Origin of the sequence: Oryzomonas sagensis (assembly GCF_008802355.1) — a bacterium.
Classification (GTDB): domain Bacteria; phylum Desulfobacterota; class Desulfuromonadia; order Geobacterales; family Pseudopelobacteraceae; genus Oryzomonas; species Oryzomonas sagensis.
On record NZ_VZRA01000004.1, the window covers coordinates 49711 to 66940 of the forward strand.

A 17230-nucleotide genomic window follows, 5' to 3' on the forward strand; every position below is an offset into this window, starting at 1 on the left:
CTTGGCGGATTTCACCCCATGAATGATTTTGATAATTACGCCAATTATTTCCCCGCCGGCATGAAGGTCAACGTCGGCATTCCCCTGGCGAATGCCGGCGTGTTCCGCGATTGGGCCATAATTCTCGAGATCGACGAGGATTTCGTCTCCCTCCAGCTTTCCCGCGATCAACTCCCCCTCGGCGCTTCCCTCCACGTCGGGCAGATCCTCGATCTGCGCGGCGGCAAGGATGACAGCGGCTACAGTTGCCGGGCCATCATCGTTGCCGAAGGTCCTGCCCGGGAGATACTTCTCCGCCTGATCGGCGAGATCGTCTCCGACGAACTGCGGGAATTCTACCGCATCGATGCTTTTTTGCCGATCAAGTACTACCTTTCCTCTGAACAGAACGTGGACATTCTCAAGCAGGAGTGGGTGGAGCGCCGCGAGCAGCGTCAGGCCGTCGATGCCGAACTCAGGAACAAACGTTGGGACAGCAACCTGCTGCTGGGGCGTTCGGAACTTCCTCCGGAGCGGCGGCTCGAACAAGCAGAAGTCGATGAGGACGAGGGAGAAGAGCACGACGGGGAACATGACGAAGAATATGAGGGGGAAGCGGAGCGCGACGGGCTGGAAAAGGAGCGCGAAGAGCCCGAGGGTGGGGAAGAAGCCCCGGCCGACTCATGGGATACCATTATACCGCTGGCCGCCAACATCAGCGGCGGCGGCGTGCGTATCATCACCCACCAGCAGTTTGAAAGCGGCGTCTATGTGCTGCTGGAAATCCTTGTCCCCATGCCGCGCCGCATCGTGGACATCGTGGCGCGGGTCATCACCGCCAACCGCAATTTCGCCGCCGGCAATGACCGTGAATACTTCAATACCGGCCTGCAATTCGTCTTTATCGACGAGCGGGATCGGGACGCCATCATCAGCCACATTTCAAACGTCCAGCTCAAGCGGATACGCCAATTGCGCGAACAGTTCATCTTCCGTGACGGCCGTCCGGTAGGGGGGGAAGAACAGGATGAGGCGTCCCGGTTCAACTGGGGCCGCTTCGGCAGGCGACTTGTCTATGCCCTCGTCTTTCTGCTGATCACCATGCTCATCGCCGATTATTTCAGGCATTATGCCAAGGGGCACCCCAAAAACGAGATCGAAGAGATCTTCGAGGGGGGGATCAGGAAGTACCTGGAGAGGTTCAAATAATTTTTGATCCTGTCGTGAACGCGGCGCGAGCCCGGACGGATACCGTCCCGGCTCGCGTTTTTTTATGCCCAGAGTCCCCGAAAAGCCTTCCCGCCCGGAAAAATCGCCACAGAGCCCCAGAGAACGGCACAACATTGGGGAAAACTGATATCGGATGTGCCGCCTATGTCCACCTCGCTCACGGTTTTCCCTGTGCCTGTGCGGCTTTGTGGCGGAATTCGAAACGGTCATCTACCGCAAGCCCGCCTCGCCGTTCGCCAGCAAGAGCTCGTTTGCCCTGCTGATGAACAGGGGCGATGGCTGGTCGTAGTAGATGCCGTACTCGACCGAACCGGTCGCAATCCCCCGCAGGAAAACGTAAATGGCGCCGCCGAAATGGGTGGCGTAATCATAGCCCGGCAGGCGCAGGCGTAGCACCCGGTCGAGCGCCAGGGTGTAGAGGTGGTATTGGAGGATATAGGCGTGCCGGGCCATGGGTTCCGGGAGCCTGTCGGTGCGATAGTCCTCGTGCCGGTTCCCCAGATGGTTGGATTTCCAGTCGATGATGTAGTAGCGGCCGTTGTGCTCGAAGACCATGTCCATGAAGCCCTGCAGCATGCCGCGGGTCTCCTGGACGTGGAGTGCGGCCAGGACCTCCGGGAACTCGCCATGCCGGTCGGAACTCAGCAGCCCGGCGAACAGTTCGGTCAAACGGCTGCCGCTCAATCGGTTCAGGGGGAGGAAAAACTCCATCTCGACCTGCCACGAGCCCGGCTTGAGGTGCGAGAGGGAGAAGCCGGGATCGGCGGGGAGGAGCGGGGCGGAGATGATGTCCATGACCATGCGCTGCACGGCCGGCAGCCAGCGCCGGTCATAGCCGTTGCGCAGCAGAACGGCCTGGCAGAGCCGCTCCAGGGACGCACCCTCCACGGCGCTGAAATCGAGTTGCTCGAACAGTTCATGGAGGCAGGTGCCGGCGGCCGCGCCGCGGGGAAAGCCGAAGATCGACAGATCCGTTCCGAACCCGGCCACGGGGCTGTCGCCGGTGGCCGGGGAAGCGCCGGGCGTGGCGACGGCATCGTAATCGTGCGGCTGGAGGTGGCGTTCGGAACCACTGGTAATGGCACTGAAGCTGGAGACGCGCCACTCCGTGGAGATTGTCCGCTGCACCTCGCGGCAGGCAAAGGTGCCGGAGGCATCCTGTTCTGGGGTATAGGGGGGGGCGGCTATCTCCGCCGGCATAAACCGGGCGGCAATGGGGCTGGGACCATCGGTATGGACCGCCTTGCCGGCCAGCCCGGCGACCGCATCCAGAATCTCCTGATCGTCGGCGGCGCCGAACGATTTGGCGTCCTTGAAGTTCTCACCGTGCAGCAGCCTGCGCAACGGCGATTCGTAAGCGCCCTTGATGGCGCCCCAGGTGACATAGCAGAGAAACTCGGCCCGGGTGAGGGCCACATACAGGAGGCGCGCCGCCTCGGCATCCTGTTCCTCCCTGGCCAAGCGTTTGTGGTCCGTATCCCGCTGGTCCGATCCCAGATCGAGCGTCAACCCGCCGCTGGCATCGTGAAAGAGTACCTGCCTGCTTGTGGCGGAAGGGGGGGCCCAGGCAAAGGGGAGGAACACCACCGGGTATTCCAGCCCCTTGCTGGCATGGATGGTTGAGAGAGTGACCGCGTTGGCGTCCGTCTCCAGGCGCAACAGAAAGGTGTCGTCCTGCAACTCTCCCGTGATGCGCCGTTCCAGCCAGGCGATGGAGCCCTCCAGGCCGCGGCCCTGCTCCCGCTCCGCCTGGTGCAGCAGTTCGCAGCAGTGCAGGATATTGGTCATGCGCCGGGGGCCTTCGGCAGAGGCGAGCGCCTGCCGCCGGACGCCGCACTCACCCAGCAGGCGCGAAACCAGGGCGATCACGCCGCCTGCCCGGGCCGCCTCGTGCAACGCCCGGAAACGCAGCAGCCATACCTCCCAGGCGCCTTCGTCATGTCGCAGGGCAACGACCTCGTTCGCCGACAGCCCGATGACGGAGGTCAGCAAAGCCTCGCGCACCAGGGCGCTGCGGGCCGGATCGGCCGCCGCCCGCAGGATGCGCAACAGGTCGAGCGCTTCGCGGGTCTCGAAGATGGTGGCATTGCCGTGCTGGACCGCGGGTATGCCGCGAGCGGTCAAGGCGCTCTGCATCTGGTCGGCCTGGTAGTGGGCCTTGACCAGGATGGCGATATCCCCCGGTTTGAGCGGCCGTTGGATGCCGTCCTTTGCTATGACCTCGTAGCTGCCGTCCAGCAGACGGGCGATCTCCGCTGCGGTCGCCGTGACCGTTGCCCCACGGGCCGCGCCTTTGCCTGCCGCTTTTGACCGGTCTGCACGCTGGTACACCCAAAACTGCAGCGGGCTCTCCACCGGCCTGCCGTTGCACAGGAGTTGCTGCCGCCGGTCCCGGCCCGCCTGCACCGCACCGAACTGGATATCGGGATTGAGGAACGGGTTGTCCGCGTCGAACAGGGCATTGACGGCGGCCACCAGGGGCGGGGTGGAGCGGCGGTTGGTGGCCAGGGTCCAGCGCCGGTCTCCGTCCGTGGCCCGGGCCGCGGCGAGGTAGGCATGGATGTCGGCACCCCGGAAACTGTAAATGGCCTGCTTGGGGTCGCCAATCAGGAAGAGCGGGTATGGCGCCGTCCCGGGGGGGCTCCCGGCGCTCACCCCGCCGTGAGCTCCCAGCCCCGTTATTGGCGGCAGCCCGGCCAGACGGGCGAATATCCGCCATTGCAACGGGTCGGTATCCTGGAATTCATCGATCAGGGCCGCCTTGTAGCGCTCGCGGAGTCCGGCCGCCAGCCGCGTCCCGCCCGGCCCCTCCAGGGCCAGGTGCAGATCCAGCAGCAGGTCGTCGTAACAGCGCAGGTTGAGGGTCTGTTTGCGCCGGGCCAGTTCGTCCCGCAACCACCCTTTGAGTTCGATCCGGCGATGGATCAGTTTCGCGGTGAACCCGTCGTCGACCCGGACAGCGGCATCGTGCAGCCTGCCGCAGAGCCCGAAAAACGGGTGCTCCGGCCGGGTGGACCCCTTCTTCATGCCTTTTTCGATGCGGGCCGGGGTAAACAGCGCCAGGCCGTCGCCCCCCTTGTCCAGAGCCCCGCGTCCCAGGCAGATGTCGAGTTTTGCCGCGGCTGCCTCGATCTGGTCCGGTTTGTAGCTGGTCTGGCTCAGGTTGGCCCGGTTGAGGATCTGGACGATGGCCGCGCGTTCCGCCGCCCACATGGCCGCTACCGGCGGCAGCAGGATGTCCCGTTGCTCCATGAGCCGGGCCAGGTCCACATCCTCCGCTGCGGGGATGACGTTCAGGTCCCGGTTCTGGTACTGCCCCTCAAAGGGTTCGGCCAGCTTGTCCGGCGTGTATCCCGCCCTGACCAGGCGTTCCAGGAATGGCCCTTCGTCGGCCATGATCCGGGTCCGCCAGAAGTCGTCGCACACCTGGGTTACCAGGGCGGACTGGTCGGCGGTCAGTTCGCTGTCGAACAGCGAACCGCTCTCGAAGGCGTTCTCCAGCAGCGCCCGCTGGCAGAAACCGTGGATGGTGAAGATGGCGGCGTCGTCAAAGGAGTACAGGGCGCGGGTAAGGAGGCGTTGTGCCGCGTCCCGGTCGACCTTGTGGCTGGCCAGCAGCATCCGTTCCAACTCGTCGGCCGGTTCCCGGCCCGTAACGTACAGGTCCAGGGTGGCGGCGATCCGCTTCCTGATGCGGTCGCGCAGTTCGGCGGTGGCGGCCTTGGTGTAGGTCACCACCAGGATTTCCTCCGGCCGCATGCGCTCTTCCAGGAGCAGCAGGATGTAAAGCGCGGTGATGGTCCAGGTCTTGCCGGTGCCGGCGCTGGCCTCGATCAAGGTCAGGCCGGAGGTGCCTATTTCGTGGAGGTCGAGGGTTTTCATGCCACCTTCTCCTCGGTCGCCACCGCCCGCATCGGTTCGAACACCCGGCGGCTCAGTTCGCTGAATTCCTGGTCCAGCGGGTTTGTATCGCCAAAACAGATGGAGATTGACGGCTCGGCCGATTCGGCGGGATAGGGGGCGTGGTCGCTGCCGGTCCACCGCCCCTCCGCCTTGTCCCTGTTCTCCGTGAGGTAGAGCCAGGAAACTTGGGGAAAGAAGGGGAGCGGTCTCCTCAGGCCTTCGCGGTACAACTCCAGGAGGTCGCCCAAAATGGCGGCGGCGTTGTCCAGCGGCGCCAGGGCCAGGGACTGGTCGTTGCAGAGCAGGAGGCTCTGGCGCGGATACCCGGCGGGCGCCAGGGCGTTGAGGATCAGGTGCTCGACCCACAACTCCAGGCGGTCTTTCGCCTTCATGGCGGCGCAGCGCCAGCGCAGGTGCCGTGCCGAACGAATGCCGTTCACGATGCCCTTCAGCATCATGCCGCTGTGCCCGAATGCCACTGCCAGAGGCTCCTGTTCCGCATCCAGGTACGGCGTCACCAGATCGGCAAACCTCCGGCCCTCATCCTGGGCCTCTCTGAAGGCGGTCTGTCCTGCGGCAAGGGGGGGGAGGAGGGAGCGGGCCCGGGCCGTCTCGTAGCTGCTGCCTGTCTCCGCGCCGGACAGAGCCTGTTGCACGAGATCCTGCCTGAGTCCGTAGGCGGTTATGCCGTCCAGGCGGAACGTTTCGCGCTCCTGCACCTCTTCGTCGGGACCGAAGGGGCGTACGCCCAGGCGCCGAGCCAGGAAAACGGCGCAGGGATTGCCCAGAAATCGTTGCAACTCCCGGAGTTCGATCTCCTGCACCAGGCCGGGATCGTCCGGCAGCGGTGCCGTGATGAAACGGCGCGTCACGGGGCCGGAGAGTTGCCGTGCCGCCAGGGCGTCCCGGTATTCGGTCGAGTAACTGAACAGCGGGGCGTTGGCGTCGGCGCTGAAGTAGTCGGGGCTGAAGGCTTGCAGGCGGTGTTTGACGAGGACGGGGGGGGCGGTCTCGGGGAGACCGGCGACCACCGCGCCGCGCGTCACGTAGTCAAGCAGTTCGGCAACCACCACCGAGGGGGGGATGACGGAGTTGTCCCGGTCGCTCTGGCCGGTGTAACTGATGTGCAGGCGTTCCCGGGCCGAGATGAGGGTCTCCAGGAACAGGTAGCGGTCCTCGTCCCTGAGGGACCGGTCGCCGCGCCGGCGTTTTCCCGACAGCAGGCTGAAACCGGGCTGGCGTTTGCCGCGGGGGAAGATGGCGTCGTTCATCCCGCACAGGCAGATCACGCGAAAGGGGATGCTGCGCATGGGGAGCATGGCGCAAAAGGTGACCCGTCCCCCCAGAAAACCGAAGCCGCCGCCGGAATCATCCAGCAGGCCGTTCAGGGCTTCGCGCATCGCTTCCAGGGTGATGGGGGAGCTGAAACCGCTCAGTTCCTCGGCTTCACGTAAGGTCTGGAGGCTGTCGAAGAGCGGTTTGAGCCCATCATCGCCGTTGTCGGGACGGAGAAGGTCCTGGGCGATGGTGGTGAGGATATCGGCCCAGGCGGCCAGGGAATGGCGCCCCGACAGCTGCTTGACCGCCGTGCGCGCTGCCAGCAGGAACTCGGCCAGCTTGCCCAGGGGCACGGCGGAGCGCCCTTCGATATCCCCAAAGGGGAGGATGCCGTGAAACAGGCGGTCGTTGTCCGGCTCCAGGGCGTAGCCCAGGAAGAGGCGGTCCAGGGCGGCCTGCCAACTGAACTCTTCAAAGGGAGGGAAGCCGAGTTCGGCCCGCTGCTGGGCATCGAAGCCCCAGCGCACCCCGGTTTCATTCAGCCACCCCCTGATGGCCTCCAGTTCGTCGGGAGTGATGGCGAACCGCTCCAGTACCGGCGGCGATTCCAGCAGTTCCATGATCTGGTTGATCCCGAAGCGGGTTGCCGGGAGCCCCAGGATACGGGCAAAGGACTCCATGAGCGGGTTTTCCCGGCGCCGGCTGCGATCCGCAATGGTGAACGGTACGGCCGGCCGGCCCCCGGCCTGGGTGCCGAACACGGCGGCGATGTAGGGGGCATAGGTCTCGATGTCCGGTATCATCACCACGATGTGGCGCGGCTCCAGATCGCTCAATTCATCGAACATGGCCAGCAGGTTGTCGTAGAGTACCTCCATTTCGCGCAGCGGGCCATGGCAGGAGTGCACCCGAAGGGAACGATCCCCCGGCGCTACGACGATCCGTTCGTCCCGGCCGCCGCTGTCCCGCAACTGGCGGATGTCGTTCTGGATAGCCTTCAGCAGGGTGGCGCCGGGCTGTTCGCCGCCGTCGTCCAGGTCAGTGGTGTCAAAGCCGTATTCCAGCAGCATGTCGTGGAACTCCTGCCCCATGGTTCCCAGGGAGGAGAGCAGCGGGTTGCCGGTGTCGTAGTACTCCTCGGCATCGGGGGACTCCCGCAGGGCCAGTTCCGCCAGCCGCTTGCGGGAAACGATATCGCCCCAAAAGGCGCCGCAGGGATTTTGCAGGTAGAAAACCACCTCGGCCGTGTGGGCCAGCAGCGAGAATGCCTCCAGGTGGAAGGGGGGGAGGTAGGAGATGCCGAACAGGTTGATCCGGTGCGGGAGCGCGCCGACCGGTTGTGCTCCCGCTTTGATGCGCTCCCGAAACATCCTGAGGTGCGCCGCCCGATGCTGTCCGGCGCAGTCGGCGGAGATCGCCCGCCACAGATCGGATTGCCAGCCGTCATCGCGGCCCCGGTCCCATGCCAGGACCATCTCGGGACGGAACATGACGTACTGGTCGAACAGGTCGGCCAGGGTACGGGAAATCTGGAGCAGCCGGCGGTCGTCGGCAGTCGCGCCCAGGTAGCCGGCCGCCTGCTCGAAGCCGGGACGGGTCAGCAGGGCGGGGAGTTGGGCCGCGATGCGCCAGGACATGCGCTCCCGCGTAAAGGGCGAACTGTCGGGCAAGCCGGGGATCATGGCGCGGAAGCAGCTATCCAGGATCTGGTTGGGAAAGGGGAAGTCAAGGCCGGCGGCAACCCCCCGGATGGTTGCCAGTTCCAGGGAGAGCCAACGGGCCATGCCGGGATTGAGCACCACCACCGTGTCCCGTCCCAGGGGCGGGGTAGGGGAGCCTGCCATGTCGCCCGCCAGGGAAGCGGCCAGACGGGTGAGGGAGTTGCTGGTAATGACCTTGAGTGTGCCCATGGCGGCTAGACTACACCGGAACCGGCAGGACAAACAAGCGGGAAGTGGAGGTCAACCCCGCGCCTGGCATCGTGTCGCCTGGCGCCTCTGCAAGAAAGCCATTGTCGCTGCAGGGAAAGGCATGCTATACAGGGAACACATCTGAACCACAGGGCCCATTCCTGTGGTTTTTGTTTTCCTGAAGCAACCGATGCGGTCTTTTCTTCGCAAGAGACACGAAATTGTGCGGACGATGATGACGCTGCCGTGTCGTTTTTGTAGACAACAATCCGTTGTAAGGAGTCCGAACCATGTCCTTTGAATCCCTCGGCCTGCGCGCCGAACTGCTGAGCGCCATCGCCTCCCGGGGCTACACCGAGCCGACCCCCATTCAGGCCGGGGCGATCCCGGTGATTTTCGAGGGGGGCGACCTGCTTGCCGGCGCCCAGACCGGCACCGGCAAGACGGCGGCGTTTGCCCTGCCGATCGTGCAGCGGCTGGCGGAACATCTCCCCCGGCAAAAGCGGCGGGCTCCGCGGGCGCTGGTCCTGGTGCCGACCCGGGAACTGGCGGCCCAGGTCAGCGAGCAGATGAACAATTTCGCCCGACGCCTTGCGCTGCGTTCCACGATGATCTACGGCGGGGTGACCATCCAGGCGCAGGTCGAGCGGTTGCACCGCGGCGTCGATATCGTGGTCGCCACGCCGGGGCGTCTGCTCGATCATGCGGAGCGGGGCACGGTGAACCTCTCCCGGATCGAATTCCTGGTCCTGGACGAGGCCGACCGCATGCTCGACCTGGGCTTTATCGACGCGATCAAGGCGGTTGCGGAATATCTGCCGGCCAAACGCCAGACCCTGCTCTTTTCGGCAACCTATTCCCAGAGCATCAAGCAGCTTGCCGACCAACTGCTCGATCACCCGCGGCGGATCGAGGTGGCGCGCAAGAATATCGCCGCCGACGCGGTGACCCAGGCGGTCTACGAGGTGGAACGGAGCCGCAAACGGGAAATGATCTCGCTTTTGATCCGCCAGGGAGGCTGGAATCAGGTGCTGGTCTTCGCCCGCACCCGCTACGGCGCGGACAAGCTGACGGAAGAGCTGCTCCTCGACGGGATCAAGGCCGCCGCCATCCACAGCAACAAGAGCCAGTCCATTCGGACGCGCACCCTGGCGGAGTTCAAACGGGGGGAAGTGCGAGTGCTGGTGGCCACCGATGTGGCGGCGCGCGGGCTCGACATCGAGCATCTGCCCCATGTGGTGAATTACGATCTGCCCCAGGTCCCCGAGGATTACGTGCACCGGATCGGCCGCACCGGCCGGGCCGGGGAGGAGGGGATCGCCCTCTCCCTGGTCTGCCCGGAGGAGCGGCCGCTGCTGGTCGCCATCGAGAAGCTGCTCAAAAATACCATCCCGCGCCGGACGCTTGCGGAATTTCCCCCTGTAGCCGCCAGGAGGAGTGTCCGGGTCAAGGAGGTCAAGCAGGCCGATAAACTGTCCAAGGCGCGGAAGGCAAAGGACAGGCAGGCGCAGACTCCAGCCCCCAAGAATACGACCCCGCGACGGGGAAAGCCGGTGACCGAACGGCCCGCCCCCAAGACCGGCCGCCGGGGGAGCAGGTCGGTGCGGTAGAGCCTGCCCCCTGATTTGATCACGATGCCGATTCTGAGAACAACAAAAAGGGCCCGCACGATGCGGGCCCTTTTGGGGTTCCTGTGGATTATCGGACCACGCCGTGCATCAGGTCAGGTCCTGAACACCCTGGTAGATGATGTCGAACAACTCGGGGATATGCTCCTCTGCGATGCAGGAAAAGGCGATGCGCAGGTCGGTCTTGCTGGTGGAGATGGCGCCGACCCCGTACTTGTCCAACAGGTGGACGCGCAGCTTTTCGGCATCCACCTGTTTCAGCTTCAGGCACATGAAGTACCCGGAGTTGAACGGGTAGTAGGTCCAGGCCGAGTCGTATTTGCCGCTGTTGAGTACCTGTTTGGTTTTCAGGGCGCGCCCCTTCATGACCTGGAATTTTTCCTCCTTCTGGGCCAGGAACTGGGGCGAACGCAGCGCCTCGATGACGAAGGTCTGGGAGGGGTGCGGGCAGTTGGAGATGCGGGCGCGGATGATTCCCATGGTCTTCTTCTCCAGGGCGGTCATGACCGGTGTATTCTCGTATTCGTTGCCGTCGGCAAAGGTGATGAACCCGGTACGGAAGCCCCAGACGAACTCCTCCTTGGTGGCGCCGTCCAGCTTGACCGCCAGGATGCGCGGGTGGAGGTTGGCGAGCTTGCCGAACAGGGATTCCTTGAGGCTGTCCTCGTAAAAGAGGCCGAAGTAGGCGTCGTCGGTCACGGCAACGATGTTGCAGCCGGATTCAGCCACTTCCTTGATGGCTGCCACCAGGGCATCGCCTTCGGCCACGGTCGGGGTGTAGCCGCTGGGGTTGTTGGGGAAGTTGAGCAGGACCACGGCCTTGCCCTTCTCTTCGGCCGTGTCCTTCAGGACCGCCTTGAAGGCGTCGATGTCGTAACCGCCGGCCACGGTAAAGGTCGGGTGTTTCTTGACGATCGCGCCGCAGCACGTGCCGAAGGTCAGGTTGTAGTTGCCCCAGAGCATGTCGGGAAGGATCAGGTGATCCCCCTTGTCGATGAACAGGTCGGCGACGATGGAAAGACCGTGGGTCAGTGCATTGGTGACGATGGGGTTGCTGAAATGTTTGCCCTGAAGGCTCGGGTTTTCCCGCAGTTGCTTTTCCCGCCACAGGGAACGCAGTTCCGGCTTGCCGGCCGGGGGGGCATAGGGGAAGATATCCTTGGGGTCAAACGCGGACAGCTTGTCCTGGATACACGACAGGAACATCGGCCCGCCGTTCTCGGTGGCGATGCCGATGGTGGCGTTGTATTTGTGCGCCTTTCCTTTGGCTTCGGCCGACTGGGTCAGAATGCCTTTGGGGAAGAAGAGGTTCTTGCCGAGATCGGACAGCATTTCCAAAACATGCGGATTGTGCTGGGCAAGCAGGTCATTCAGTTCTTGTGCCAATGGGTTCATTGCGTTCCTCCTGGAGCTGATTTGAAGATTGTCTCACACACAATCCTGAGTGGTTCCAAACCGTAAAGATATAATTGAACAGTACCGGTTCCTCTTTGTCAATAGGGAATATGAGGAAACCACCTCCTGCGACCGGAACATTTCGCATCCTCAAACCTGTCGTTGATGAAACGCTTGGGATGTTGTATGGTCCGAAGATCTGACGTTACCATGGAAAGAGGAGTCTCGATGCTAAAGAGCATGACCGGATACGGCAAGGGAGAAGCGACAGCAGAGCAAGGAACCTTCACGGTGGAGATCCGTTCGGTTAATCATCGCTACGGCGAGGTGTCGGTGCGGATGCCGCGCGGTTTCATGGCCCTGGAAAACGAGGTCAAGCGGGCCGTTTCCGCCCAGCTCAAGCGGGGCAAGATCGATGTTTCCGTACAGTGGGAAGAGGCTCTGGCCGGTGAATCGCTGCCCCGGATCGACACGGCCCTGGCGCGGGCCTATTTTAGCACGTTCAATCACCTGGCGGGCGAGTTGGGGCTCTTGGGCCAAGTGCCGCTCTCCCTGGTGATCGCCCAGAAGGGGGTCCTGCGGGAGGGGGGCACGACCCTTACCGAGGACGATTACCGCGATCAGCTCCTGTCGGCGGTCCAGACTGCCGTGACGGCGATGGACGCCATGCGGACCCGGGAGGGGGAGGCGCTGGCGGCCGATCTGGCGGCCCGGCGTGCCCAGGTAGCGGAATGGACCGCCTTGATCAGGGAACGTACGCCGGCGGTGGTGATCGAGTATCGGCAGAAGTTGAAGGCGCGCCTGGAACAACTGCTGGAGGGGACGGAGATGGACGAGGCGCGTCTGGCCCAGGAGGTGGCCCTGATGGCCGACCGCTGCGACGTGACCGAGGAATTGGTCCGGCTCGCCAGCCATTTCACCCAGTTCGACGAGGCGCTGCGCCTCCCGGAGCCGGTGGGGCGCAAGCTGGACTTCCTGATGCAGGAGATGAACCGGGAGGTCAACACCATCGGCTCAAAATCCAGCGACGCCGAGATCACCTCGCTGGTTATCCGGATCAAGGCCGAGATGGAGAAGATGCGCGAGCAGGTGCAGAACATCGAATAAGAGGTTGTTGAAAAACAGCCATCTCGTCGCCGTCCTCGAAAACCGCCTTGTGCGGCGTAGCGCTGCTACGCCTCCGCGGGGTTTTCTGCGGGTGCGACGATCTGACTATTTTTGAACAACCTAGGCTTTTCAGCAGCCTGATTAATACTTATAGATTCGTATAACGCGTGAATCATGAAGGTAAAATGGGCGGCCCTTCGGGTGGAACTTTCTTTTTGCGGCTGTTCTGTGCTACCCTCTGCAAAATTTCCGGGAAGGACGTCCCATGAAACGCGAAGGCCTGATCCTGATCATATCGGCTCCCTCGGGGGCCGGCAAAACCTCCCTCTGCAATGAACTCCTGCAACGTTTTCCGGCCATGAGGGAGTCGGTGAGTTATACGACCCGGCCGCCGCGGGCCGGTGAAGTGGAAGGCCGGGATTATTTTTTCGTCTCCCGGCCGGAATTCGAACGCATGGTGGCCGAGGATGCCTTTGCCGAATGGGCTGAAGTACACGGCAACCTGTACGGCACGGCGCTGCATACCCTGGAGGATGCCCGCCGCAACGGCATCGACCTGGTGCTGGATATCGATTGCCAAGGGGCGATGATCCTGAAGGAACGCCTCGACGGCGGCGTGTTCGTGTTCATCCTGCCGCCGACCATGGAAGAGCTCCGCCATCGTCTGGAGAGCCGTTCGTCGGACGCCCGCGAGGTTATCGAGCGCCGTATCGCACGGGCCGCGGATGAGATCAAGGAGTGCCGCTGGTACGATTACATCGTCATCAACGACCGCTTCGAGGATGCCGCCGAGGAACTGTCGGCCATCGTCCTGGCCCATCGTCGCCGGACCTCCCGAATGCTGGAGCAGGTGGCGAAATTGTTTGATATTTGAGATGAAGTCATGTAAAAATAATGTTCCATTTTTCTATCAGTAGCAGGAAGGAGTAACGCTATGGCACGGGTAACCGTTGAAGATTGCCTCAAAAAGGTCGATAACCGTTTTCTTCTGGTGATGTTGGCCTCCAAGCGGGTCAAACAGCTCTACAAGGGGGCTCATCCGCTTATCGATGCGAAGAACAACCGCATGGTGGTAACCGCGTTGCGGGAAATCGCCGCCGGCAAGGTCAACTTCGAAATCAACAAGAAACAGCAAGCCCATTAATTGCCGTACTGGGGTGAAATCGCAAATGGTGCGACTTCACCCTTTTTGTATCCATCCCCGTACCTTTTCCAATCCTTTTCGTCCTGCGAGTAGATAACGGCGCATGATCAGACTCAACGACATTCTCGACACGGTAACGGCGTACAACCCGACGGCTGATCTCAATATCATCCGCAAGGCTTATGTGTACTGCGCCAAGGTACACCAGGGCCAGACGCGCCTGTCCGGGGAGCCCTACATCATCCATCCCATGGAGGTGGCAGGCCTGCTGGCCGAGTTGCGCCTGGACGTCCCCAGCATCGTCACCGGTTTTCTCCACGATACCATCGAAGACACCCTGACGACCTACGAAGAGTTGGTGGAGATGTTCGGGGAAGAGGTGGCCAGGCTGGTGGATGGGGTCACCAAGATCAGCAAGATTCACTTCAAGACCAAGCAGGAGAGCCAGGCCGAGAATTTTCGCAAGATGCTCCTGGCCATGGCTAACGATATCCGCGTCATCCTGGTCAAGCTGGCCGACCGCCTGCACAATATGCGCACGCTGGAGTTCCAGCCCGAAACCAAGCAGCGCACCATCGCCCAGGAGACGATGGATATCTACGCCCCCATCGCCAATCGCCTGGGCATATCCTGGGTCAAGGTGGAGTTGGAGGACTTGGCGTTCCGCTATCTTAACCCGGATCTTTACTTCGACCTGGCCCGCAAGGTGTCCATGAAGAAGAAGGAACGGGAGGCGTACGTCGAAGAGGCAAAATCGATCATCTCCGACAAGCTGGCCTTCCAGGGGATCCCCGGCGAGGTTTCCGGCCGCAGCAAACACCTCTATTCCATCTATCGCAAGATGGAGAAGCGCAACGTTGAATTCGAGGAGATCTACGACCTCCTGGCCATCCGCATTTTGGTGGAGGACGTGCGGGAGTGCTATGAGGTGCTTGGTTTGATCCATTCGGCCTGGAAGCCGATTCCGGGGCGTTTCAAGGACTACATCGCCATGCCCAAGGGGAACATGTACCAGTCGTTGCACACGACGGTCATCGGCCCCCACGGCGACAGGATGGAAGTGCAGATCCGCACCCACGAGATGCACCGCGTGGCCGATGCCGGCATTGCCGCCCACTGGAAGTACAAAGAGGGCAAGGGGTACGACGAGAAGGAGGTCAAGCGTTTTGCCTGGCTGCGGCAATTGCTGGAGTGGCAGCAGGAGCTCCAGGATTCCAAGGAGTTCATGGATTCGGTCAAGGTGGATCTCTTCCCCGAGGAGGTCTACGTCTTTACCCCCAAGGGGGATGTGAAGGGCTTTCCCAAGGGGTCCACGCCGATCGATTTTGCCTACAGCGTGCATAGCGACGTGGGGCATCGCTGTGTGGGGGCCAAGGTCAACGGCAAGCTGGTGCCGCTCAAGTACGAATTGAAGAACGGCGATATCGTCGAGGTCATTACCTCGCCCCACCATACCCCCAGCAAGGACTGGCTCAAAATCGTCCATAGTTCCCGGGCCCGCAACCGGATACGCGCCTGGATCAAGATCGAGGAGCGCAAGCGGAGCATCGTTCTGGGGCGCGAGATTTGTGAAAAGGACTTCCGCAAATACTCCATAAACCTGCAAAAAATCCAGAAGGCCGGGGACTTTAAAAGGATTGCCGGTGAGTTCGGTTTTGCCGGAGACGACGACCTGTTGGCGGCGGTGGGCTACGGCAAGATCTCCAGCGGCCAGATCATCGGGAAGCTCGTGCCCGCGGAAAAGTTGCAGGAACGGACCGAACGCAAGGAGTCGCGGCTCTCGGCGGTCATCAACAAGCTCAAGGGCAAGTCTTCCAGTGCGGTGGAGATCAGCGGCGTCGACGATGTGCTGGTCCGCTTCGCCAAGTGCTGCAATCCGGTGTCGGGAGACGAGATCATCGGCTTTATCACCCGCGGCAAGGGGGTCACGATCCACACCGCGGACTGCAAGTTCGCCCTGGAGAGCGATCCCGCACGACAGATCGATGTGGCCTGGAACAAGATCAAAACCACCTCCCTTCCGGTCAAGATCAAGGTCATCTGTCACGACGTCAAGGGTATTCTGGCAAACATCACCATGGCCATTACCAACAGCGAGGCCAATATCGCCAGCGCCCATATTCAGAGCACCATTGACCAGCGTGGCGAAAATACCTTCGAGGTGAATGTCAGCGACCTGGCGCACCTGCGGAAGGTGATGAACGCCATTATGAAGATCAAGGGTGTCATCAAAGTGGAGAGGCTAAAACAATGACGTGTGAAACAATTGCGACAGACAAGGCCCCTGCTGCCATCGGGCCGTATGCGCAGGCCATCAGGGCCAATGGGCTGCTCTTCTGCTCCGGGCAGATAGCGCTTGACCCGGCAACGGGCGAGTTGGCGACAGGGGGCGTTGCTGCGGAGACCGAACGGGTGATGGCGAATATTGCCGCCGTACTGGCCGCTGCCGGCGTGGGGTTGTCGCAGGTGGTCAAGACCACCATTTTCCTTGCCGATATGGGGGATTTTGCTGTAGTGAACGAAATCTACGGGCGCTGTTTCGGCAATCACAAGCCGGCCCGTTCAACCGTGGCGGTCAAGAGCCTGCCCCGCGGTGCACTGGTTGAAATCGAGATCGTTGCCCTGGCGTGACATTCGGGGAGGGGAGGTGCCGACCTCCGGCGGGAAAACGACAAAAAGCCGTGGACACCTGATGTGCCACGGCTTCAAATCGCAGACCGTTCAAGCGGCTGATGCGGCGCCGCGATTAGAGCGCTTTGGTGATCAGACCGGAACGGATGCAGCGGGTGCAGACCTTGATGGTTGCAACCGTGCCGTTTTTAACGGTTTTGACCTTCTGGATGTTCGGATGCCAGACGGTACGGGTCTTGTTGTTGGCGTGGCTCACGTTATTGCCGAAGCTGGGGCCTTTTCCGCAGATTTCACATTTTCTTGACATATGGTGGTAACCTCCATTAATTGCTGAAAAAAGATTTTTAGCAGATTAATTGGCCGGTTGCAAGGGAAAAATGGACAACACATGAATATCATCAAGGCCTTCATAACGCTCGTCATTATTCTGCTTCTCGTCGTTGCGGTGCTGTTCATCGACTTTACCTACAAGACCTTCTCCTACCGACAGCGGCCGGTCAAGGCCGATGCCATCGTGGTGCTGGCCGGCGGCAAGGGGCGGGTGGAGGAGGGGGTGCGGCTGTACCGGGAGCAACGGGGCAGCCATCTTTTCCTGATCGGGGTCGATCCCTCCGTCCGTAAGAGCGACCTCTATCGCCCCCAGACCGGCGACCCCTCGTCCGAAGGGGTAATATTGGAAAAAGCCTCCCGCAACACCCTGGAGAACGCCATTTATGGCCGTGACGTCATCATGCGTGCCGATGTCCGATCCATCGTGCTCATCACTTCGCGCTATCACATGAAGCGGGCCGCAATCCTCTTCCGCAACGCACTGCCCAAGGATGTCGCCATCTACCCCTATCCGGTTGACAGCAAAAATCTCAAAGAGGCCTGGTGGAACCACGGCGGCAGCTTTCATCTCCTGTTCAGCGAATTCTACAAATATTGCATGTTCCGTTTTTTCTTCCTGCTCGCGCCCGGCGAGTTGCGCGAAAGCATCCTGCCCGGAGCTTCCGGTGGCTGAGACGCTTCCCTAATCGGCGAAT

General features: G+C 62.0%; 12 protein-coding genes. 8 read left to right on the forward strand and 4 right to left on the reverse strand.

Going from position 1 to position 17230, the window contains the following annotated elements; all coding sequences use genetic code 11:
* Positions 1-18 precede the first annotated feature (18 nt).
* Positions 19-1188 (forward strand): PilZ-like domain-containing protein, encoded by a 1170-nt coding sequence (locus F6V30_RS14220; protein WP_151157618.1) that lies wholly within the window; start codon positions 19-21, stop codon positions 1186-1188.
* 231 nt (positions 1189-1419) lie between these two features.
* Here the strand turns inward: F6V30_RS14220 and recB are convergent, their stop codons facing one another.
* Positions 1420-5091, reverse strand: a complete 3672-nt coding sequence (gene recB / locus F6V30_RS14225; RefSeq protein WP_151157619.1) for an exodeoxyribonuclease V subunit beta — start codon at positions 5089-5091, stop codon at positions 1420-1422.
* Positions 5088-8300: an exodeoxyribonuclease V subunit gamma gene (gene recC, locus F6V30_RS14230; RefSeq protein WP_151157620.1), complete on the reverse strand. Its 3213-nt coding sequence runs from the start codon at positions 8298-8300 to the stop codon at positions 5088-5090. Before recC ends, recB begins: the two co-directional genes overlap by 4 nt.
* Positions 8301-8590: 290 nt before the next feature.
* Between recC and F6V30_RS14235 the strand changes: the two genes are divergently transcribed.
* Positions 8591-9910 carry a DEAD/DEAH box helicase gene (locus F6V30_RS14235; protein WP_151157621.1) on the forward strand — a complete coding sequence of 440 codons (1320 nt, stop codon included), beginning with the start codon at positions 8591-8593 and terminating at the stop codon, positions 9908-9910.
* 108 nt (positions 9911-10018) lie between these two features.
* Here F6V30_RS14235 and F6V30_RS14240 read toward each other — a convergent pair whose 3' ends face one another.
* The gene (locus F6V30_RS14240; RefSeq protein ID WP_151157622.1) at positions 10019-11323 is read right to left on the reverse strand and encodes an aminotransferase class I/II-fold pyridoxal phosphate-dependent enzyme; all 1305 of its coding nucleotides are present in this window, start codon (positions 11321-11323) and stop codon (positions 10019-10021) included.
* Positions 11324-11551: 228 nt separating this feature from the next.
* On the opposite strand from F6V30_RS14240, the gene F6V30_RS14245 reads away from it, so the two are divergent.
* From F6V30_RS14245 to F6V30_RS14265, 5 genes are all read left to right on the forward strand, one after another.
* Positions 11552-12430 (forward strand): YicC/YloC family endoribonuclease, encoded by an 879-nt coding sequence (locus F6V30_RS14245; RefSeq protein WP_151157623.1) that lies wholly within the window; start codon positions 11552-11554, stop codon positions 12428-12430.
* A gap of 265 nt (positions 12431-12695) precedes the next feature.
* Positions 12696-13304 (forward strand): guanylate kinase, encoded by a 609-nt coding sequence (gene gmk / locus F6V30_RS14250; protein WP_151157624.1) that lies wholly within the window; start codon positions 12696-12698, stop codon positions 13302-13304.
* Positions 13305-13364: 60 nt separating this feature from the next.
* Complete coding sequence (gene rpoZ, locus F6V30_RS14255; protein ID WP_149309409.1) at positions 13365-13574, forward strand: DNA-directed RNA polymerase subunit omega; 210 nt, start codon at positions 13365-13367, stop codon at positions 13572-13574.
* Between the two features lie 103 nt (positions 13575-13677).
* Positions 13678-15828: a RelA/SpoT family protein gene (locus F6V30_RS14260; RefSeq protein WP_151157625.1), complete on the forward strand. Its 2151-nt coding sequence runs from the start codon at positions 13678-13680 to the stop codon at positions 15826-15828.
* Positions 15825-16205: a Rid family detoxifying hydrolase gene (locus tag F6V30_RS14265; protein ID WP_151157626.1), complete on the forward strand. Its 381-nt coding sequence runs from the start codon at positions 15825-15827 to the stop codon at positions 16203-16205. Before F6V30_RS14260 ends, F6V30_RS14265 begins: the two co-directional genes overlap by 4 nt.
* Before the next feature lie 115 nt (positions 16206-16320).
* Here F6V30_RS14265 and rpmB read toward each other — a convergent pair whose 3' ends face one another.
* Positions 16321-16512: a 50S ribosomal protein L28 gene (gene rpmB, locus F6V30_RS14270; RefSeq protein WP_149309415.1), complete on the reverse strand. Its 192-nt coding sequence runs from the start codon at positions 16510-16512 to the stop codon at positions 16321-16323.
* Between the two features lie 81 nt (positions 16513-16593).
* Here rpmB and F6V30_RS14275 point away from each other — a divergent pair, with 81 nt between their 5' ends.
* On the forward strand, positions 16594-17208 hold the full coding sequence (locus tag F6V30_RS14275; RefSeq protein WP_151157627.1) for a YdcF family protein: 615 nt from the start codon (positions 16594-16596) through the stop codon (positions 17206-17208).
* Positions 17209-17230: the final 22 nt, after the last annotated feature.